Here is an 18,896-nt window from a genome sequence, read left to right on the forward strand (position 1 = left end):
GCCGACGGGTCCAACAGAAAGGCGGCTCCGTGGACCTGCTCGACATCCTGCTGGTACTGGTGATCCTGGTCTACGCCGGTTCCGGCTACCGGCGCGGGCTGGTGGCCGGCTGTGTCTCGCTCGCCGGGTTCGTGGGCGGCGCGGCGATCGGCGTATGGATCCTGCCGTGGGTGATGGACCTGGTGTCGCCGGGGACGACGGCGGCGACGGTGACCGCGGTGCTCACGGTGCTGGTGCCGGCGGTGGTGGGCCACGAGCTGGCGGGGCGGCCGGCGCTGCGGCTGCGGCGGGAGCTGGCCCGGGGGCCGCTCCGGGTGGCCGACGGGGTCGGCGGGGCGGCGGCGAACTCGGTCGCCGTGCTGATCGTGGCGTGGGTGGCCGCGAGCGTGCTGGCGGCGTCCTCGTCGCCGCTGCTGACGGGCGCGATCCGGGACTCCCGGCTGCTCGGCGCGGTGCAGAGCGCGATGCCGGACACCACACCGGCGTGGTTCTCCCGGGCCACGTCGGCGCTCACCGAGGCGGGCTTCCCGCAGGTGTTCAACCCGTTCGAGAGCGAGTCGACCGCCGAGGTGGCCAAGCCCTCCGGCGACAGCGTCACGGCTGCCGCCACCAACGCCGCCAAGCTGAGCACGGTGAAGGTCGAGGGCGTCGCGGACGGCCAGGGGCGTGAGGGCAGCGGGTTCGTGTACGCGGCCGAGCATGTGATGACCAACGCGCACGTGGTGGCGGGCATCGACGAGCCGACCGTCCGGATCGGCGGGGTCGGGCCGGCGTACGAGGCTCGGGTGGTGCTGTTCGACCCGGACAAGGACGTGGCCGTGCTCTACGTCCCCGATCTGCGCGCGCCCGTCCTGGAGTTCGACGACGACGCCGAGCGGGGCGACGCGGCCGTGGTCGCCGGTTATCCGCAGGACGGCGGGCTGGATCTGCAGGCCGCCACGGTGGCAAACCGGGTGCGGGCGACGGGCCAGAACATCTACAGCGACGAGAACGTCACGCGCGAAATCTACTCGATCCGCTCCACGGTCCGCCCGGGCAACTCCGGCGGCCCGCTGCTCACCACCGACGGCAGGGTCTACGGCGTCGTCTTCGCCCGCTCCACCTCCGACGCGGAGACGGGCTACGTCCTGACGGCCGACGAGGTCGCCGGTGACGCGGCGCGGGCGGCGGAGGCGACGGCGCCGGTGGACACGGGCGCGCTGGTGACGTCGTAACGCCCGGGCACGGCACGGCGGATCAGAGGGAACGGCCCATCAGCACGTCGTCGACGTACTCCCCGTCGAGGAAGAACTCCTCCGGCAGCACCCCCTCCACCACGAACCCCTCGGCCTCGTACAGCTTGCGCGCCGGGGTGTTGTGCCCGAGGACCCGCAGGGTGATCCGGCGGGCGCCCTGCCGCCGTGCCTCGTCCTGCACGGCCCGCAGCAGCGCCCGGCCGACCCCGGCGCCGCGCGCCTCCTCGGCGACGACCAGGCCCTGGATCTGGCGGACGTGCGCGTTGCTCTCCAGCGGTGTCGGGAAGCCGAGCCGGATGTAGCCGACGACCGCCGAGGCGAGTTCGGCGACGAGGTGGTCGCGCGGCCCGAAACGGTCGCTGAAGAAGGGTTCGTACGGCGGCCTGGGGCGCGGCTGGACGGAGTGCAGCACGGACCAGCACCGGCGGTCGAGCCGCCCCAGCGCCTCCTCGTCGGCGTACCTGGCGTGACGTATGTACGGAACCGGCATGACGTCACTTTACGGCGGCGGTACGAGGGCCTGTGCGGCCTTTATGCGGCGTTGACCGGCAGTATGGGCCGCATGGAACGAATCGCGGTGGCCGGCGCGTCCGGTCTCATCGGCAGTGCGCTCGTGCGGTCTCTGACCGCCGAGGGGCACGAGGTGGTGCGCCTGGTGCGCCGGGAGCCCCGGGCGGCGGACGAGGTCCGCTGGGACCCCGAGGGCGAGTACGTCGACTCGGCCGGGCTCGCCGGGTGCGACGCGGTGGTGAACCTGGCGGGCGCCGGGGTGGGCGACCGGCGCTGGACGGAGGTGTACAAGGCGCGGATCCGCGACAGCCGGGTGCGCGGTACGGCGACGCTGGCCAACGCCGTCGCGGGGCTGCCGGCGGAGCGGCGGCCGCGGGTGTTCGTCAACGGCAGCGCGATCGGCTACTACGGGGACACCGGGGAGCGGGCCGTCGACGAGGACGCGCCCCCGGGGACGGGCTTCCTGCCGGAGGTGTGCGTTCAGTGGGAGTCGGCCGCGGCGCCCGCGCGGGACGCGGGGGTGCGGACGGTGTTCGCGCGGACCGGGCTGGTGGTGTCCCGCAAGGGCGGTGCCTGGGGGCGGCTGTTCCCGCTGTTCCTGGCGGGTCTCGGCGGGCGGCTCGGGGACGGGCGGCAGTACTGGTCGTTCATCTCGCTGCACGACGAGGTCGCCGCGCTCCGGCACCTGATCGACCGGGACGACCTGTCGGGGCCGTTCAACCTGACCGCCCCTCAGCCGCTGACCAACCGTGAGATCACCGCGGCGATGGGGCGGGTGCTGCGCCGGCCCACGCTGTTCGCAGTACCGGCACCGGTACTGCGGGCCGTGCTGGGTGAGATGGCCGGGGATGTGCTGGGCAGCCAGCGGGTGGTGCCGAAGCGGCTGTTGGAGTCGGGGTTCGGCTTCGCGTTTCCGGGGATCGAGGAAGCGATTCGGGCGGCGGGGTGAGGGGTGGGGCGGATGTGCGTGGGGGCTTGCGTCCATGGCCGTACATGACCGTATGCGACCGCTGTGCGACCGTGCCCTGTTCATGCGCGACTGCCCCTGACCGGGCGCGGCCCTAACCTCGACCCGAACTCGGGTATTCCCGCAGCCGGTTGAGGGCATCAGCTCTCCACCGGCCGCGCAACGTCGAGGAGGGGCACGTGCTTGAGCCCGCGTATCAGGCGGACGTCGTCGTCGTGGGAGCCGGGGTCGCCGGTCTCGCCGCGGCGCATCGGCTGACCGGTGCAGGAATCCCCACCACCGTCCTGGAGGCCACGCCCTGCGTGGGTGGGCGGATGGCGACGGAGAAGGTCGACGGCTTCCGGCTCGACCGCATCGGACAGCTTCTGTTCACGTCGTATCCCGAACTGCGCCTGACACCGGGGCTCGACGCGCTCGCGCTGCGCGCGTTCACCCCGGGTGTCCTGCTGCACAGCGACGGGCGCCGGCAGCGGGCGGGCGCCCCGGCGGGCGGCCGGAGCGCGAGGGGCGCACTCCATGCCGTGCGCGCCCTGGCGAGCGCCCCCCGTTCGACGGCGCGGCCGGTCGCGGGGGGCCGTGGACTGGCGGGGGCGCCGCTGGGCAGTGCCGTGGACCAGGCGCGGCTCGGGGCCGCGCTGGCCCGGATCGGCGGGATGCCGGTCGAACGGCTGCTGTCCCGCCCGGAGTTGCCCGCGGGTCAGGCGTTGGCGGCGCGCGGGCTGCCCGCCCGGACGATCGACGGCTTCCTGCGCCCGCTGCTCGCCGCGCTGTTGTGCGACCCGGAGCTGATGACGTCCAGCCGGTGCGCGGACCTGGCGCTGCGGGCGTTCGCGGCGGGGCGGATGTGCGTGCCGGAGGGGGGCGCCGAGGCGCTGCCGGAGCTGCTGGCGCGCGGGTTGCCGCCGGGGACGGTGCGCACCGGGGTGCGGGTCACCGGGGTGTCCACGACGTCGGTGAGCACGGCCGAGCACGGGGAGTTCCGGTGCCGGGCGGTGCTGCTGGCGACCGACGCGCGGACGGCGGCCGAGCTGCTGCCGGGGCTGCGGGTGCCGGGCTTCCATCCGGTGACGGTGGTGCATCACACGACCGACGAGGCGCCACAGACCGGGGCGTCGCTGCTGCTGGACGCCGACCGGGGCGGTCCGGTGGCGCACACGGCGGTGGTCAGCGCGGTGGATCCGACGCGGGCGCCGCAGGGGCGGGCGCTGGTGTCGTCGACGGTGCTGGGGGCTCCGCCGAGCGATGTCGACACGGCGGTACGGATGCATCTGGCCCGGCTGTACGGCACGTCGACGGCACGCTGGGAGACGCTCGCCGTGCACCACACCGCCGAGGCCGTGCCGATGATGCGGCCGCCGCATGATCTGCGCCGGCCGGTGCGGCTACTGGCGGGCCTGTACGTGTGCGGCGACCACCGGGACACCAGCACGGTCCAGGGCGCCCTGCACTCGGCCCACCGGGCGACCACGGCGATCCTGACGGACCTGGGCGCGGCGGGCTCACTGCACACGGCGGACCCGGCGCCCAGGGCGCGGGCGGCGTAAGGGACGGGGGCGTCCGGTTCGGCACCGCCGGGAGCCGCCACGGTGGTTGCCCGCCGCGCCGACCGCCCCAAACGACCGGCGGTCGCGGACGGACCGCGGCCCGACTCGGCACCGCCGTGGACCGCCACGGCGGTTGCCCACCCTGGCGGCAGCCCCAAACGACCGGCGATCACGGACAAACCGCGGCCCGACTCAGCACCGCCGGGAACCACCACGGTGGTTGCCCGCCGTGACGGCGGCCCCGAACGACCGGCGGTCGCGGACAGACCGCGGCCCGACTCGGCACCGCCCGGAGCCGCCACGGTGGTTGCCCGCCGTGGCGGCGGACCTGAACGACCGGCGCCGGCGGTGAGTCGCGCCGGAAAGACCGACGCTCGCCATGCCGCGGCGGCGGCCACCCATGCACCTGCTGATCAGCTCAGCGCCGCCACACGACGATCCCGCTCAACTCAGCGCCACCACCTGACACTCCCGCTCAGCCCAGCGCCGCACCTGACACTCCCGCTCAGCCCCAGCGCCGCCACCTGACAACCCCGCTCAGCTCAACGCCGCCACCTTGTCCCGATACGTCCGTGCCGGGGCCGCGTCCTTGTACGGCTCCAGGCGGCGTTCGAAGTCCTTGACGTATTCCACCGCCCGCACCGATCGCATCTCCGCCGCCTGACCGGCAGCCTCGGCGGCCAATTGGCAGGCCTGGTCGAGTTCGCCGAGGCCGAGGCGGGCGGTGGCGAGGACGACGCGGCAGAACAGGCGGCTGCGGGCCAAGCCGTGCGGCCGCAGTTGCAGTGAGCGCTCCGCGTGCTGCGCGGCGGCGCGGAACTGCTGCAGGTCCCGGTGGCAGTGCCCGAACTCGTCGGCGAGCTGCGCCTCGTCGAAGAACCGCGCCCAGTACGGGACGTCGTCGCCAGGCCGAGCCGCCTCCAGGGCACGCTCGGCACGGACGAGGGACGCCGTGCACGCCCGTACCTCCCCCAGCACCCCGTGTCCCCGCGCCTCGGCGGCGTGCAGCAGCGCCTGCACCACGGGCGGCGCGGAGCTGCCCATCCCCTGCTGGGCCACCCGCGCCAGCTGCACGGCCTCGCGGCCATGGCTGAGATACACGGCCTGCCGGCTCATCGTGACCAGGACGTACGCCCCGTACGCCCGGTCCGCGGCCGCCTGCGACAGCCGCAGCGCCTGCACGAAGTACCGCTGGGCGAGGCCGTGCGCGGCGATGTCGTACGACGTCCAGCCCGCGAGCCGGGTGAGGTCGGCGGCGGCCGCGAACAGCCGGCGGCCGGTCTGCTCGCCGTAGGTGCCACGCAGCATCGGTTCGAGCTCGTGCTCCAGATAGCGCACCAGCGCCTGCCGGGCGTGGCCGCCGCCGTAGGCGTTGTCGAGGGTGCGGAACAGCTCGGCGACCGAGCGGAGCGCGGCGATGTCGCCGGAGGTGACCCGGTGGCCGGGCCCGCGCTCGGCCCGGCCACGTTGCTGGGGCACCACCGGGCGGCCCTGCGCGGGCACCCGGGCCGGGGCCTCGCCCCGGGCGACCTTCTCGTCGGCCCGGCCGATCAGCCAGTCCCGGCTGGGCACGACCAGTCCGGCCGGGGTGAAGGCGATCTTGCGCAGCTCGGCATGACTTCCGGAGTCCTTCCGCCACAGTCCGCTGACGATGTCGACGGCCTCTTCCGGACCGGCCGCGAACTCCAGCCCCGCGTACACCGGGGCGCAGGCGTCCAGGCCCAGGTCCTGGGCGGTGAGGCGGCGGCCGAGCCGGCGCGTGAAAACCTCGGCGATGAGCGCCGGGGTCGTCCCTCTGGGCTGCTGTCCGCGCAGCCAACGGGTGACGGAGGTCTTGTCGTATCTGAGGTCGAGTCCGTGTTCGAGGCCGAGCTGGTCCACGCGACGGGCGAGACCTGCGTTGGAGAACCCCGCTTCTGCGATGAGCGCGGCGAGCTGGCGGTTGGGAGTGCGCTGCGCGGGTCGTTCCGTCATCTGCGGTGCGGTCTCCTGCCTTCGGGCTTTCGGCGGTTACGCCGCCGTGCTGCCCGGATTGCCTGTGAGCAGCCCTTATGGCCTCGTGAACGGCGCGAATGTAGCGGAGAGTGAGCAGCTGATCGCACACTTCGACGTTCATTCATCCGATCGTGTGAGGATTGCCCCCAGGGCTGACGCGCCTCGGACAGTCGTACAGTGGCGTAGGCGCGTTTCATGCCTTACGACCTTCGAGGGAGGCGCTTGCCGTGAGTGAGTTGCGGTTCGTCCGTATGGGATTCGGTGCGGACGCCGTCGAGTACCAGGAGGCGTGGGACGAGCAGCGCCGGGTGCACGCGGCGCGGTTCGCCGACGAGATCCCCGACACCGTCCTGCTGCTCGAACACCCCGCGGTCTATACGGCGGGCCGCCGCACGGCGGACAACGAGCGGCCCCTGGACGGCACGCCGGTCATCGACGTGGACCGCGGCGGCAAGATCACCTGGCACGGCCCGGGCCAGCTGGTCGGCTACCCGATCCAGAAGCTCCCGCGCCCGGTCGACGTCGTGGCACACGTACGGCGGCTGGAGGAGGCCCTGATCCGCACGTGCGCGGAGTTCGGCCTGGAGACCACGCGTGTGGAGGGCCGTAGCGGGGTGTGGGTCCTGGGCGACCCGGTCGAGCAGCGTCCGCCCCTCGGCGGACTGTCCCTGGACTTCGACCCGCGCCTCACCGACGAGGAGTTCGACCCGCGCCTGAACGGTCCGGAGTACGCCCCGTCCAACGCGGGCCAGCGCCGCGAGGACCGCAAGATCGCCGCGATCGGCATCCGCGTCGCCAAGGGCGTCACCATGCACGGCTTCGCGCTGAACGTGAACCCGGACAACAAGTGGTTCGACAAGATCATCCCCTGCGGCATCCGCGACGCGGGCGTCGCTTCCCTCGCGAACGAACTGGGCCGCGACATCACAGTCGAGGAGGTGGTCCCGGTCGCCGAGCGCCATCTGAGGGACGTACTGGAGAACGCGGAACTGAAGCCGCGGGAGATCGAGAAGGCGACCGCCTGACGCCGGGAATGGGCCCTGCGGCGATGGGGTTGGCCTGACGGCAGGGCTGAGTAAACACGGGCGTACCCTGGTGTACGCCGAAGAATCGAAGCACAGGGAGCCGGTCGTGTCCGCAGTCGCACCCGACGGACGCAAGATGCTGCGCCTGGAGGTCCGCAACAGCCAGACCCCCATCGAGCGCAAGCCCGAGTGGATCAAGACCCGGGCGAAAATGGGCCCCGAGTACACGAAGATGCAGAACCTCGTGAAGAGCGAGGGCCTGCACACGGTCTGCCAGGAAGCCGGCTGCCCCAACATCTACGAGTGCTGGGAGGACCGCGAGGCGACCTTCCTCATCGGCGGCGACCAGTGCACCCGGCGCTGCGACTTCTGCCAGATCGACACCGGCAAGCCCGAGGCGCTTGACCGCGACGAGCCCCGCCGGGTCGGCGAGTCCGTGGTCACCATGGACCTGAACTACGCCACCATCACCGGCGTCGCCCGCGACGACCTGGAGGACGGCGGGGCCTGGCTCTACGCCGAGACCGTGCGCCAGATCCACCAGCAGACCGCGCACCGCGAGGCCGGCCGGACCAAGGTCGAGCTGCTCGCCCCCGACTTCAACGCGGTCCCGGAGCAGCTCGAGGAGGTCTTCTCCTCGCGCCCGGAGGTCTTCGCGCACAACGTCGAGACGGTCCCCCGGATCTTCAAGCGGATCCGCCCCGGCTTCCGCTACGACCGCTCCCTGAAGGTCATCACCGCGGCCCGCGACTACGGCCTGGTCACCAAGTCGAACCTGATCCTCGGCATGGGCGAGACCCGCGAGGAGATCAGTGACGCGCTGAAGCAGCTGCACGACGCCGGGTGCGAGCTGGTCACCATCACCCAGTACCTCCGGCCGTCCGTGCGCCACCACCCGGTGGAGCGCTGGGTGAAGCCGCAGGAGTTCGTGGAGCTGAAGGAGGAGGCCGAGCAGATCGGCTTCTCCGGTGTGATGTCCGGCCCGCTGGTGCGCTCCTCGTACCGCGCCGGGCGGCTGTACCAGATGGCCGTCGAGAAGCGCGGCACGTACGTCGCGGCCCAGGCTGTCTGACACGGCGTCACCCGCCCTGCCCCGTACGATGCCCGGCAAGCGTGTGAATTCGCGCACAAGTTGCTACCCACGAGTAGTGACCGATACGACGCGGTCCTGACCGTCCTCGCAGATGAGGGCGTACGTCAGGGCCGCGTCAGCGTTCGGGGCCGTCGCATCAAGGCTTCATTGGTGTTTGACCGGTCGGACACGCCCTGGTAACACCAATCAGTGACGCTGGACTCACGCCACGTACACCCGTCCCAGCAGCCGTCTCGTCGAGGGGGGACCTCCACCATGCAGGCCGCGCCCGTTCGCGCCACCGCCATTCCGTCCTTCACCACCGCCCTGCGCGCCGTGGAGTCGCTGCTGATGAGCAGCGGCCAGCGCACCGCCCGCCGCAACGCCTGGACCTCCGTGCTGGAGGACCGCCGCCGGGCCAAGGACCGGGTCGAGGCGCAGCGAATCGTGGAGCAGGCCCTCGCCCGTCGGTCCTGACCGACGCACCGCCGTCGAAGGCGGTGCGCGGGCCACGTAGACTTCGTGGCATGGCGAGGAAGGAAACCGCAGCGGACGCTGCGAACCCCGGGCGACTGAAGCAGATCGCTCTGACCTACAAGATGACCCGCAGGGCCGACAAGAAGATCGGTCTTGTACTCGCGGCAGTCGGAATCGTCACCTTCGGTGTCTTCCTCGCGATCGGTTTCTTGATCGGTCACCCCATCTATCTCGGCATCCTGGGCCTGCTGCTCGCCTTCCTCGCGACGGCGATCGTCTTCGGGCGCCGCGCCGAGCGGGCCGCCTTCGGGCAGATGGAGGGCCAGCCGGGCGCCGCCGCGGCCGTGCTCGACAACATCGGCCGGGGCTGGTCGACGACCCCCGCGGTGGCGATGAACCGCAGCCAGGACGTCGTGCACCGGGCAGTCGGCAAGGCCGGCATCGTGCTGGTCGCCGAGGGCAACCCGAACCGGGTGAAGTCCCTGCTGGCCGCCGAGAAGAAGAAGATGAACCGGGTCGTCGCGGACGTCCCGGTGCACGATCTGATCGTCGGCACCGGCGAGGGCACGGTCGAGCTGAAGAAGCTGCGCACGACCATGCTGAAGCTGCCGCGTGTGCTGACCGGCCCGCAGGTGACCGCCACCAACGACCGGTTGCGGGCGATGGGCGACCTGATGAGCAACATGCCGCTGCCGAAGGGGCCCATGCCCAAGGGCATGCGGATGCCGAAGGGCGGGCCGAGGGCCCGCTAACCTCGGTCACCGATCACCAGTGCGGGCTGGGCCCGGGCGCGCAGGGTGCCCGGGCCCAGCCCGTACTTACCTCTCCGGAGTGACACGCCGTCGAACGGAGCATCCGGCCGGTAATCGGCTGATGCGCTCCTAGCCTTCGGCATGTGACAAAACGCCATATTACGTATCTCGCATGCACGACCGCGCTGCTCGGCGCGCTCGTCAGTACCGCCCCGGCCTCGGCCGCCCACCGGACCCACGTGGTGGCGCCGGGTGAGTCGATTCAGAAGGCCGTGAACGCCGCCCTGCCCGGTGACACGGTGCTCGTGCTGCCCGGCGTCTACCACGAGAGCGTCACGGTGAAGACGCCAGGACTGACCCTGCGCGGCGCGGGCCAGGACACGGTGATCCAGCCGGCCCAGCAGAAGGCCACGTCCAAGGCGAAGAAGGCCACCATCAACTGCGCCGAGGCCGGCAACGGCATCTGTGTGATCGGGGAGAAGGACAAGGCCCTCCCGGACGTCACCATCGCCGACCTGAAGGTGACCAAGTTCCCCAAGGTCGGCGTGTTCTCCCTGGGGACCGACCGTCTGACCGTGAAGCGGGTGATCGCCGACGACAACGGGCAGTGGGGCATCGCCCAGGAGCACTCCACCCGCGGCGTGTTCCGGCAGAACACCGCCCGGGGCAACGGTGACGCGGGCCTGTTCCTCGCCAACAACGTGAAGGCCGAGGTGGGCGCCACGGACACCAAGGGCGCGGTGATCGACCGGAACGTCCTGGAGGACAACCGGATCGGCCTCACCGTCCGCCGGCTGCGGAACCTGATCGTGCAGCGCAACCATGTCGCCGGCAACTGCGCCGGCATGTTCGTCGTCGGCGACGAGAACAAGCCGAAGGCGGGCGCCATCACCGTCAGCCGCAACCACGTCGTGCGGAACAACAAGTACTGCGCGAAGACCGAGAGGCTGCCCTTCCTGCAGGGCTCCGGCATCGTTCTGACCGGCGCCGAGAACACCCTGGTCACCCGGAACGTGGTCACCGGCCACTCGGGCGAGTCCCCGCTGTCGGGCGGCATCGTCCTGTTCAAGAGCATGGTGGGCGTCACGAGCGAGCGGAACCTGATCACCGGCAACTACCTGCTGAGCAACACGCCGGCGGACCTCGTCAACCAGGAAGCCACCGCGAGCGCCAACACCTTCGACAGCAACTCCTGCGGAGCCTCCAAGCCCGCGGGTCTGTGCTGACCGGACGCCGTATCCCACCCACGCACGGAAGGAAGGAAGGCGGCACATGACCGCACCATCCCCCGGGCTCTCGGCTCCTCCCCCACCCCCGCCGCCGTCGATGCGGCTGAGAGAGCTCGTGTTCGGGGCGGCGTGTGCCGCCGCCGTCCGCGCGGCCGCCCGGCTGGGCGTCGCCGACGCACTCGGGGACACCCCCATGACCGTGCCGGACCTCGCCGCCGCGGTGAAGACCGAGCCGAAGCCGCTGCGCCGGCTGCTGCGCGCCCTGTCCTGCTACGGCGTCTTCGCCGAGCGGCCCGACGGAACGTTCAGCCACACCGAGATGTCCCGGCTGCTGCGCGAGGACGACCCCAACAGCCTGCGTGACATCACCCTGTGGTGCACCGAGCCGTGGACCTGGGACGCCTGGCCGAAGCTGGACGAGGCGGTGCGCACCGGCAGGAACGTCGTCGAGGACCTCTACGGCAAGGAGTTCTTCGTCTACCTCAACGAGGACGCCCCGGAGTCGGCCGACGTCTTCAACCGGGCGATGACGACCTCCAGCGAGCAGTCGGCGCGCGATGTCGCCGCGCTGCTTGACCTGTCCGGCGCCTCGTCCGTCGCGGACGTCGGCGGCGGCCAGGGGCACGTGGTGGCCAGCCTGCTGGACAAGTACCCGTCGATGCGGGGCTTTCTGCTGGATCTGCCGCGGGTGGTGGAGAACGCCGTGCCGCGGCTGCGCCAGGGCGGCGATCTCGCCGACCGGACGCGCATCGTGCCCGGCGACGTCCGCGTGTCCGTCCCGGTCGCGGCGGACGTCTACATCATCAAGAACATCCTGGAGTGGGACGACGAGTCCACGGCCAGACTGCTGCGCAACGTCATCGAGGCGGGCGGTCCCGGCACCCGGGTCGTGGTCATCGAGAACCTCGTCGACGACACCCCGTCGATGCGCTTCAGCACCGCCATGGACCTGCTGCTGCTCCTGAACGTCGGCGGGGCCAAGCACACCACCGACAGCATGGTCGGGCGGCTGACCGACGCGGGCCTGACCGTCGGCGACATCCGGCCGGTCAACCCCTATCTGCACGCGTTCGACTGCTCGGTCCCCGGGTGAGCGTCCCGCTCCCGGAGAACACCGGTGCCGGGCCCGCGTCGGACGCGGGCCCGGCACCGGTGGCCGGACGGGGGGTCAGGCGCCGGCGTCGCGCTCCCAGAGGTAGAAGCGCTGCGCCATCGCGTCCTTCGGGGACCGCCAGGTCTCCGGGTCGTATGCGCTGACGTACGCCGAGAGGCGCTCGCTGACCTCCTGGAACTCGGGGTGCGAGGTGACCTTGGCGATGGCTGGTCCGGGTTCGCGTTCGGACTCGATGAGGTGCATGTACACATCGCCGAACTGGAAGAGGCTGCGCCGGACGACGCCGACGAGGTGCGGCAGCTCTCCCCGGTCGGACTCCGCGAACACCTTGGCGATGTCGGGGGCGGAACCCGGGGCCATGCGGGCGACGATCAGGGCCTGGTGCACGGTCTTCTCCTGTCGTCCGGCTCAGTCGGCCAGGGCCGGGGCGGGCCGGTGACCGGCGGCCGCCTGCTCGATCTTCTCCCGGATCAGGGCCATCTGGATCTTGGAGTTCTTGTTGATGTTGTCGGTCATCCAGGCGTCGTCGACAGGCGCGTCCGGCTTCATCGCGAAGTCCTGCGTCCAGACCATCCGGGTGCCGGCGGGGACCTCCTCGTAGCGCCAGTGGATGCTCATGTGGGCGAAGGGCCCGGTCTCCACCCGGCGCGCCTTGACGGTGAGGGTGTCGCGGTCCGGCTCGCGCTCGGAGACCCAGCTCCAGACGGTGCCGTTGTCGTCCGGGTGCATGGTCAGCCGGAACGTCGTCCTGTTCCCCTCCCGGGAGAGGATCTCGACGGACGCGTACTCACTGAACAGCTGCGGCCACCGCTCCAGGTCGTTGGTCATGTCCCAGACCAGGTCCAGCGGGGCGGCGATGGTGATCTCGTTCTCGGTGTGTCCTGCCATCTCAGGCTCCTGCCATCAGGGTGCTGTTGACGAGGTTGAGGAACTGCTGGGGCGTCTTGCAGCGCTCCGCGTCGACCGGCAACGGGGTGCCGTGGACGTTCTCCAGCTCGCCGACGATGCCGAGCAGGCCCAGCGAGTCGACGCCGAGGACGTCGAAGCCGGTGTCCGGCTTCTCCTGGAGCTGCTGCGGGCTGACGGTGACCCCGGCGGCCTTCTTCATGAGCGCGGCGAGTTCCTCCACGGTGATCTGGGACATGTGCCTTCCTCCTTTGCTGTGCTCACTGCACGGCGCCGTGCCGCAGCACCAGCGCCGAGTTCGACCCCATGAGTCCGCGGCTGAGGACCAGAGCCGTGCGCAGCTCTGCGGTCCGGGCGCGGCCCGTCACGAGGTCGAGGTCGTGGCAGACGTCGATGACGTTCGGCGTCGGCGGGATCAGCCCGTGCTCCATCGCGAGCACGGCCGCCGCGGTGTCCAGCACGGGGGCCGCGCAGTACCCCCGGCCGATTCCGGTCTTCGGCGCCGTGACCGGCACCCGGGTGCCGTGCTCGCCGAGGGCGTCGGCGAGCGCCAGCGCCTCGGCCCGGTCCGCCTCCGGCACTCCGAGGGCGTCGGCGAAGACGACGTCGATCTCCTCGGGTGCGCAGCCGGCCTCCCGAAGGGCCTGCCGGATCGCGTGGGCGAGCCCCTCCCGGGACTCCGCCCAGCGGGAGGCGCCGGTGAAGGTGGCCGAATGGCCCGCGACCACGGCCCGGACTTCGGCGCCGCGTTCCCGGGCGGCGCCCGCCGCCTCCACCACGAGCATCGCGCCGCCCTCGGCCGGCACGAACCCGCATGCCGCGTCCGTGAACGGGCGGTAGGCCCGGGTCGGATCCGTCTCGCGGCTCAGCTCCTCGTAGCCGAGCTGGCAGACCACCGAGTACGGCGCGAGCGGCGCCTCGGTGGAGCCGGCCACGATCACGTCGGTGCCGCGTCGCACCGCCCGTGCCGCGTGCGCGAGGGCGTCCAGGCCGCCGGCCTCGTCGGAGGCGACGACGGAGCAGGGCCCCTTGAAGCCGCGGCGGATGGACACCTGGCCGGTGCTCGCGGCGTAGAACCAGGCGATGGACTGGTACGGCCCCACGAACCGGCTGCCCTTGCCCCACAGTCGCTGCAGTTCGCGCTGGCCGAACTCGCCGCCGCCGGACCCGGCGGCGGTGACGACGCCGATGGAGTACGGCGCGTCGGGGGTGTCCGCCAGCCCGAGCCGGGCGTCGTCCAGCGCCAGGTCGGCCGCGGCCATGGCGTAGTGCGTGAACCGGTCGGTCTGGACGAGGAAGCGCTCCTCGATCGTCGCCGCCGGGTCGAAGGCGCGGACCTCGCCGGCCACCTTGAGGGGAAGGTGCTCACAGCCCTCGCGGGTGACCCGGTCGAGGACGCTGAGGCCTTCCCGGGTGGCCTTCCAGAAGGTGTCGGGGTTGGTGCCGTTGGGCGCGACCACCCCGATGCCGGTGATGGCCGCACGCCGGTCCTGTGGTTCGCTCATCCTGTCCTCACTCCCTTGGCCGGGTCAGGACCACCGCTGACTGGAAGCCGCCGAACCCGCTGCCCACGGACAGCACGCTGGTCAGCTTCCGTTCGCGGGCGACGCGTGGGACGTAGTCCAGGTCGCACTCGGGGTCGGGGATCTCGTAGTTCGCGGTCGGCGGTACAACCTGCTTGGCGAGGGCCAGCACACAAGCGACCAGCTCGATGGCTCCGATCGCCCCGAGGGAGTGCCCCACCATGGACTTGATGGAGCTCATCGGGGTGTCGTAGGCGTGGTGGCCGAGCGCCCGCTTCACGGCCGCCGTCTCGTGGCGGTCGTTCTGCCGGGTGCCGGAGCCGTGTGCGTTGACGTAGTCGATCGCCGTCGGGTCGAGCCGCGCCTGGTCGAGGGCGGTGTCTATGGCCCGCGCCATCTCCAGGCCCTCCTTGGTCAGACCGGTCATGTGGTAGGCGTTGCCGAAAGTGGCGTAGCCGCCGAACTCGCAGTACACGTGGGCACCGCGGGCCCGGGCGTGCTCCAGTTCCTCCAGGACGAGCACCGCGCCGCCCTCGCCCATGACGAAGCCGTCACGGTTGTTGTCGAAGGGCCGGGAGGCGTGCGCGGGGTCGTCGTTGTTCGGAGAGGTGGCCTTGATCGCGTCGAAGCAGGCCATGGTGATCGGGGAGATCGGAGAGTCCGAGGCCCCGGCTATGCATATGTCGGCCCGGCCTTCCTGGACGGTGTGGAAGGCGTACCCGACGGCGTCCAGACCGGAGGTGCAGCCGGTGGACACGGTCTGCACGGGCCCCTGGGCGAAGAAACGTTCCGCCACCGCGGAGGCCACGGTGCTGGGCGAGAACGCCCGGTGCAGCTGTGGCTCGGCCTCGGTGTGGTCGACGTTCCAGCGCTGCCCGCGATGGCTGACCAGGACGTAGTCGTGCTCCAGCCGGGTGGTGCCGCCGACGGCGGTGCCCAGGGAGACGCCGACCCGCCAGGGATCCTCCCGGCCGAGGTCGAGCCCCGAGTCCCGCACCGCCTCCTCGCCGGCGACCAGGGCGAACTGTATGTACCGGTCCGCCCGTTCGACCTGCTCGGCATCCAGGCCGTGCGCGGTGGGGTCGAAGTCGCACTCGGCGGCGATCCGGGAGCGCAGACCGGCCGGGTCGAAGAACGTGATGCCCCGCGTCGCGGTACGGCCGTCGGCGAGCAGATTCCAGAACGCCGGTACGCCGATCCCGCCCGGAGCAACGATGCCTATGCCAGTGACCGCCACGCGCCGGGTCATGACCGGACCTGACCTCGGTCATGGGCGGCACCCGCGGCAGCGGGCTCCGTGGCCACCGCGGCGGCCCCGATGACCTCCGTCTCCTCCGTGTCGACGTGTCCCAGGCTCGGGCGCGGGGCCAGCGGTCCCAGGTGGAAGACGATGCGCGCCTCCACATTGCCCACGTTCCGGAAGCGGTGGCGCATGTGGGCGGGGATCATCAGCCCCTGCTCCGGCCGGAGCGGGTGCGGTTCGCCGTCCAGGTCCACCTCCAGCTGCCCGCAGACGACGTACACGAACTCCTCGGAGTAGGGGTGGTAGTGCTCGGCGATGCGGTCGCCGGGCTGCACGATGGCCACGCCCATGAAACCGCTGGTGGAGCCCACCGTCGTCGGGGTGAGCATGGCGCGCAGATCGCCGCCGCGCCGGGTGTTGGGCTCGACCTCGCTGAGGTCCACGATCTTCGGAATGGGTTTGATCACGACGTTCCTCCGTGGGTGTGCTGCGCCTGACGGGGTCAGGCATCCGGCGAGCGACGGTCGGTGATGAGCTCCATGCGGACGACGTCGCCGTCCAGCAGGGCGTTCAGCGGGGCCGGGGCCCCGGGCTTCGGCAGGGCGGCGTCGGTGCCCAGGCCGGGGCGCACATCGATCAGCCGTACGACGACGTCGTCCCGCTGGAAGATCGTGCTGCGCAGGACCGGGCCGGCGGGGTCCTCCGCGGTCGCCTCGTCCTGCCGTGCGAGCGCCTCGGCCAGCCGCATGCCCTCACCCGGCCGGGCCGGGTAGTGCAGGGCGTACCGCTCGCCCTCGGGCTGTTCGTCCAGGCTGACGTGGTGCACGGCGGGCAGCGCCGCCCGGGTGAAGAACACCCGCGCGGACTCGTCGTCGCTGAGATCCCGCTCCTGCTCCAGGTACGGGTTGATGGCCTCCTCGACCGCCCGTACCTCGGGCTGCCGGGCGACGTGACGCAGTGCCACAAGCAGGTCGCCGCGGACCTCGATGGCTCGCACGACCCGGTTGCCGTGCATGAACAGAGAGGTGCGGACCAGACGGGTGGTCTCGTCGACCCGCGTCTCGGGCGAATCGTAGTTCGCGAGGATCTTCGCGACCTCCGGCTCGCTGCCCGGCGTGACCGTGAAGGTGAGTGCGTGGCGGATCAGGCCATCGCCGATCCGGGGGGACACCTGCAGCCGGCGCGTTCCCGCGTCGGCCATCGCCGCCGCGCCGCCCATCTCGCGGACGATGTGGAAGCGCAGCGACCGGGTGTCGCGTACGCAGCTGTGCAGCGGCCGCACCATCTGCACGTGCTCCTCGCTGTTCACCCAGGCGAGGAACGGCGGGGCGCTCTCCCACTCACTGGTGATGAGCCATTGGGAGGGATTCTCGATGGACTGGCACAGCTGGTCGCTGACGTGGCCGGGCACCGAGGCGACCTGGTTGCACAGTTGCTCGTAGGCCTCCAGGAACTGCTGCTGGGCACCCTCGTATACGTCGACCAGCAGGACGACCCGGAGGCGGGAGCCGTCGAACACGGAGGTGGAGACCCGTTTCGACGCCTGTCGCGTCAGCTGCTGCGAAACCTTTTCCGACGTGGTGGTCATGCTGCGCAATCTCCTTCTCTGGAGGCAGAGGCGAACGCCGGCCGCTGATGACGCGACGTCAGCGCTTCTTGATCCTCTGCCGGTCCCCCTCAGTGCGCGACTCGCGTGAACCACGCGGGTGATTGCGCACGCGGAACGCCTCCCAGAGGGCATGGAAACTCCAACGCTCTCCACACCCCCCACTGCCTCAGGAGTCCTTGATGCAGCAGAAAGCCGATCACCAGGTTCCCGTCCTCGTCGTGGGCGGCTCTCTGGTGGGCCTGTCCCTGTCCCTCTTCCTGGGTCGTCTCGGCGTACGCCACATGCTCGTCGAGCGGCACGCCGGAACCTCGATCCACCCCCGCGGCCGCGGCAACAACGTGCGGACGATGGAGCTGTACCGGGTGGCCGGCATCGAGCCGGACATCAAGACGGCGGCCTCCCTCCTCGCCGACAACCACGGCATCATGCAGACCCCGACCCTGGTCGGGGACGCCGGTGAGTGGCTGTTCAAGGAGATGGACCCCGGCGGCGGCCTCGCGCGGTTCAGCCCCTCGGGGTGGTGCCTGTGCAGCCAGAACGACCTGGAACCGGTGCTCAGGAACGGGGCCCAGGCACTCGGCGGCGACCTTCGCTACTTCCACGAGCTGGAGTCCTTCGAGCAGGACCCCGAAGGAGTGACGGCGTTCGTCCGGGACCGTGACAGCGACGAGCTCTACACGGTCCGCGCGGACTACCTGGTCGCGGCCGACGGCCCGCGCAGCCCCGTCCGGAACCGGCTCGGCATCGGGCAGAGCGGCCCCGGCGACCTCTTCGCCAACGTGAGCGTCACCTTCCGGTCCAAGCTGCTCGCCGACGTCGTCGGTGACCGGCGGTTCATCTGCTGCTACCTCACCAACCCGGAGGCGGACGGCGCGCTGCTGCCCGTCGACAACAAGGAGAACTGGGTCTTCCACGCCCCCTGGCACCCGGAACACGGCGAGACGCTGGAGGAGTTCACCGAGGAACGGCTGCACCGGCACATCCGGCAGGCCGTCGGTGTCCCCGACCTCGACGTCGAGATCACCGGAAAGGCGTCCTGGCGCGCCGCCGAACGGGTCGCCGACCGTTATGCGTCCGACCGGGTCTTCCTCGCCGGCGACTCCGCCCACGAGATGTCCCCGACCGGCGCCTTCGGCTCCAACACCGGGATCCAGGACGCCCACAACCTGGCCTGGAAGCTGTCCGCCGTCCTCGGCGGCTGGGCCGGCCCCGGGCTGCTGGAGACGTACGAGGCCGAGCGCCGGCCCGTCGCCATGGCCACCAGCGCCCGTGCCTCGGCCCGCTCGGTGGAGCACAGCCACCCCGGTTTCGCCCCGCCTCCCGGCATCGGCGGCGGCAAGGGCGGCGGCATCCTCAACATCGTCCTCGCCTACCGCTACCCGCAGGGCGCCGTCGTGGGCGCCGACCCGTCCCAGCCGGTCGTACCCGAAGGGATGCGCCTGACCGCGGAGCCGGGCAGCCGGGCCCCGCACATGTGGCTGCGCCGCGCGGGCGAACGGGTCTCCACGCTCGATCTGTACGAGCGCTCACTGGTGCTGCTCAGCGACGCCGGGTCGAGCGCGGGCGCGGCCTGGCACGCCGCCGCCCGGCGCATCGCCGACACGGACGGCGTACGGCTGGACGCGTACCGGATCGGCGCGGAAGCGGATGCCGAGCTGGTGTACGACGCGGAGGGCGGCGACTGGGCGGAGGCCC

The 18,896-nt window shown here is 71.6% G+C and carries 19 protein-coding genes; 10 read left to right on the top strand and 9 right to left on the bottom strand.

What is annotated here, in order from left to right; translation table 11 throughout:
• Positions 1 to 29: 29 nt before the first annotated feature.
• Positions 30 to 1,214 carry a MarP family serine protease gene (locus SSP24_RS32465; RefSeq protein WP_141313547.1) on the top strand — a complete coding sequence of 395 codons (1,185 nt, stop codon included), beginning with the start codon at positions 30 to 32 and terminating at the stop codon, positions 1,212 to 1,214.
• A 22-nt stretch (positions 1,215 to 1,236) separates the two neighbouring features.
• On the opposite strand, the gene SSP24_RS32470 is transcribed toward SSP24_RS32465, so the two are convergent.
• Positions 1,237 to 1,725, bottom strand: coding sequence for a GNAT family N-acetyltransferase (locus SSP24_RS32470; RefSeq protein WP_141313548.1), 489 nt, complete (start codon positions 1,723 to 1,725; stop codon positions 1,237 to 1,239).
• Between the two features lie 72 nt (positions 1,726 to 1,797).
• Between SSP24_RS32470 and SSP24_RS32475 the strand changes: the two genes are divergently transcribed.
• Together SSP24_RS32475 and SSP24_RS32480 are read left to right on the top strand one after the other, a co-directional pair.
• A complete protein-coding gene (locus SSP24_RS32475; RefSeq protein ID WP_141313549.1) occupies positions 1,798 to 2,694 on the top strand; it encodes a TIGR01777 family oxidoreductase in 897 nt (298 codons plus the stop codon).
• Between the two features lie 197 nt (positions 2,695 to 2,891).
• On the top strand, positions 2,892 to 4,256 hold the full coding sequence (locus SSP24_RS32480; RefSeq protein WP_141313550.1) for an NAD(P)/FAD-dependent oxidoreductase: 1,365 nt from the start codon (positions 2,892 to 2,894) through the stop codon (positions 4,254 to 4,256).
• Between the two features lie 537 nt (positions 4,257 to 4,793).
• Here the strand turns inward: SSP24_RS32480 and SSP24_RS32485 are convergent.
• Entirely contained in the window at positions 4,794 to 6,230 is a 1,437-nt protein-coding gene (locus tag SSP24_RS32485; RefSeq protein WP_141313551.1) for an NsdA family TPR-like regulatory protein, read from the bottom strand.
• 248 nt (positions 6,231 to 6,478) lie between these two features.
• On the opposite strand from SSP24_RS32485, the gene lipB reads away from it, so the two are divergent.
• The 6 genes from lipB (at position 6,479) to SSP24_RS32515 (ending at position 11,899) form a co-directional block, all read left to right on the top strand.
• Complete coding sequence (gene lipB / locus SSP24_RS32490; protein ID WP_141313552.1) at positions 6,479 to 7,276, top strand: lipoyl(octanoyl) transferase LipB; 798 nt, start codon at positions 6,479 to 6,481, stop codon at positions 7,274 to 7,276.
• Between the two features lie 106 nt (positions 7,277 to 7,382).
• Positions 7,383 to 8,348: a lipoyl synthase gene (lipA, locus tag SSP24_RS32495; RefSeq protein WP_141313553.1), complete on the top strand. Its 966-nt coding sequence runs from the start codon at positions 7,383 to 7,385 to the stop codon at positions 8,346 to 8,348.
• 276 nt (positions 8,349 to 8,624) lie between these two features.
• On the top strand, positions 8,625 to 8,825 hold the full coding sequence (locus tag SSP24_RS32500) for an SCO2195 family GlnR-regulated protein (RefSeq protein ID WP_141313554.1): 201 nt from the start codon (positions 8,625 to 8,627) through the stop codon (positions 8,823 to 8,825).
• Between the two features lie 50 nt (positions 8,826 to 8,875).
• Positions 8,876 to 9,577: a DUF4191 domain-containing protein gene (locus SSP24_RS32505; RefSeq protein WP_141313555.1), complete on the top strand. Its 702-nt coding sequence runs from the start codon at positions 8,876 to 8,878 to the stop codon at positions 9,575 to 9,577.
• Positions 9,578 to 9,720: 143 nt separating this feature from the next.
• The gene (locus tag SSP24_RS32510; protein WP_141313556.1) at positions 9,721 to 10,803 is read left to right on the top strand and encodes a right-handed parallel beta-helix repeat-containing protein; all 1,083 of its coding nucleotides are present in this window, start codon (positions 9,721 to 9,723) and stop codon (positions 10,801 to 10,803) included.
• 46 nt (positions 10,804 to 10,849) lie between these two features.
• Complete coding sequence (locus SSP24_RS32515; RefSeq protein ID WP_373306652.1) at positions 10,850 to 11,899, top strand: methyltransferase; 1,050 nt, start codon at positions 10,850 to 10,852, stop codon at positions 11,897 to 11,899.
• A gap of 75 nt (positions 11,900 to 11,974) precedes the next feature.
• Here SSP24_RS32515 and SSP24_RS32520 read toward each other — a convergent pair whose 3' ends face one another.
• The 7 genes from SSP24_RS32520 to SSP24_RS32550 are packed head-to-tail and all read right to left on the bottom strand — an operon-like array spanning position 11,975 to position 17,180.
• Positions 11,975 to 12,307 (bottom strand): TcmI family type II polyketide cyclase, encoded by a 333-nt coding sequence (locus tag SSP24_RS32520; protein ID WP_141313557.1) that lies wholly within the window; start codon positions 12,305 to 12,307, stop codon positions 11,975 to 11,977.
• A 21-nt stretch (positions 12,308 to 12,328) separates the two neighbouring features.
• Complete coding sequence (locus tag SSP24_RS32525; RefSeq protein WP_141313558.1) at positions 12,329 to 12,808, bottom strand: SRPBCC family protein; 480 nt, start codon at positions 12,806 to 12,808, stop codon at positions 12,329 to 12,331.
• 1 nt (position 12,809) lies between these two features.
• A complete protein-coding gene (locus tag SSP24_RS32530; RefSeq protein ID WP_141313559.1) occupies positions 12,810 to 13,064 on the bottom strand; it encodes an acyl carrier protein in 255 nt (84 codons plus the stop codon).
• Positions 13,065 to 13,086: 22 nt separating this feature from the next.
• Positions 13,087 to 14,331, bottom strand: a complete 1,245-nt coding sequence (locus SSP24_RS32535; RefSeq protein ID WP_141313560.1) for a beta-ketoacyl synthase N-terminal-like domain-containing protein — start codon at positions 14,329 to 14,331, stop codon at positions 13,087 to 13,089.
• Positions 14,332 to 14,338: 7 nt separating this feature from the next.
• On the bottom strand, positions 14,339 to 15,598 hold the full coding sequence (locus SSP24_RS32540; RefSeq protein ID WP_141313561.1) for a beta-ketoacyl-[acyl-carrier-protein] synthase family protein: 1,260 nt from the start codon (positions 15,596 to 15,598) through the stop codon (positions 14,339 to 14,341).
• Entirely contained in the window at positions 15,595 to 16,059 is a 465-nt protein-coding gene (locus SSP24_RS32545; RefSeq protein ID WP_229864854.1) for a cupin domain-containing protein, read from the bottom strand. Before SSP24_RS32545 ends, SSP24_RS32540 begins: the two co-directional genes overlap by 4 nt.
• A gap of 35 nt (positions 16,060 to 16,094) precedes the next feature.
• Positions 16,095 to 17,180 (bottom strand): SchA/CurD-like domain-containing protein, encoded by a 1,086-nt coding sequence (locus SSP24_RS32550; protein WP_141313562.1) that lies wholly within the window; start codon positions 17,178 to 17,180, stop codon positions 16,095 to 16,097.
• A gap of 200 nt (positions 17,181 to 17,380) precedes the next feature.
• On the opposite strand from SSP24_RS32550, the gene SSP24_RS32555 reads away from it, so the two are divergent.
• Positions 17,381 to 18,896: FAD-dependent oxidoreductase (locus SSP24_RS32555; protein ID WP_141313563.1), on the top strand; the 1,516-nt coding region annotated here is incomplete at its 3' end.

The sequence above is a fragment of the Streptomyces spinoverrucosus genome (assembly GCF_006539505.1).
In the GTDB taxonomy this organism is placed as follows: domain Bacteria; phylum Actinomycetota; class Actinomycetes; order Streptomycetales; family Streptomycetaceae; genus Streptomyces; species Streptomyces spinoverrucosus.

Bases quoted from the DNA above. Each gene is read 5' to 3' on its own strand.
- SSP24_RS32470 (WP_141313548.1), bottom strand. From the start codon at position 1,725: ATGCCGGTTCCGTACATACGTCACGCCAGGTACGCCGACGAGGAGGCG.
- SSP24_RS32475 (WP_141313549.1), top strand. From the start codon at position 1,798: ATGGAACGAATCGCGGTGGCCGGCGCGTCCGGTCTCATCGGCAGTGCG.
- SSP24_RS32485 (WP_141313551.1), bottom strand. From the start codon at position 6,230: ATGACGGAACGACCCGCGCAGCGCACTCCCAACCGCCAGCTCGCCGCG.
- SSP24_RS32500 (WP_141313554.1), top strand. From the start codon at position 8,625: ATGCAGGCCGCGCCCGTTCGCGCCACCGCCATTCCGTCCTTCACCACC.
- SSP24_RS32505 (WP_141313555.1), top strand. From the start codon at position 8,876: ATGGCGAGGAAGGAAACCGCAGCGGACGCTGCGAACCCCGGGCGACTG.
- SSP24_RS32515 (WP_373306652.1), top strand. From the start codon at position 10,850: ATGACCGCACCATCCCCCGGGCTCTCGGCTCCTCCCCCACCCCCGCCG.
- SSP24_RS32525 (WP_141313558.1), bottom strand. From the start codon at position 12,808: ATGGCAGGACACACCGAGAACGAGATCACCATCGCCGCCCCGCTGGAC.
- SSP24_RS32530 (WP_141313559.1), bottom strand. From the start codon at position 13,064: ATGTCCCAGATCACCGTGGAGGAACTCGCCGCGCTCATGAAGAAGGCC.
- SSP24_RS32535 (WP_141313560.1), bottom strand. From the start codon at position 14,331: ATGAGCGAACCACAGGACCGGCGTGCGGCCATCACCGGCATCGGGGTG.
- SSP24_RS32540 (WP_141313561.1), bottom strand. From the start codon at position 15,598: ATGACCCGGCGCGTGGCGGTCACTGGCATAGGCATCGTTGCTCCGGGC.
- SSP24_RS32550 (WP_141313562.1), bottom strand. From the start codon at position 17,180: ATGACCACCACGTCGGAAAAGGTTTCGCAGCAGCTGACGCGACAGGCG.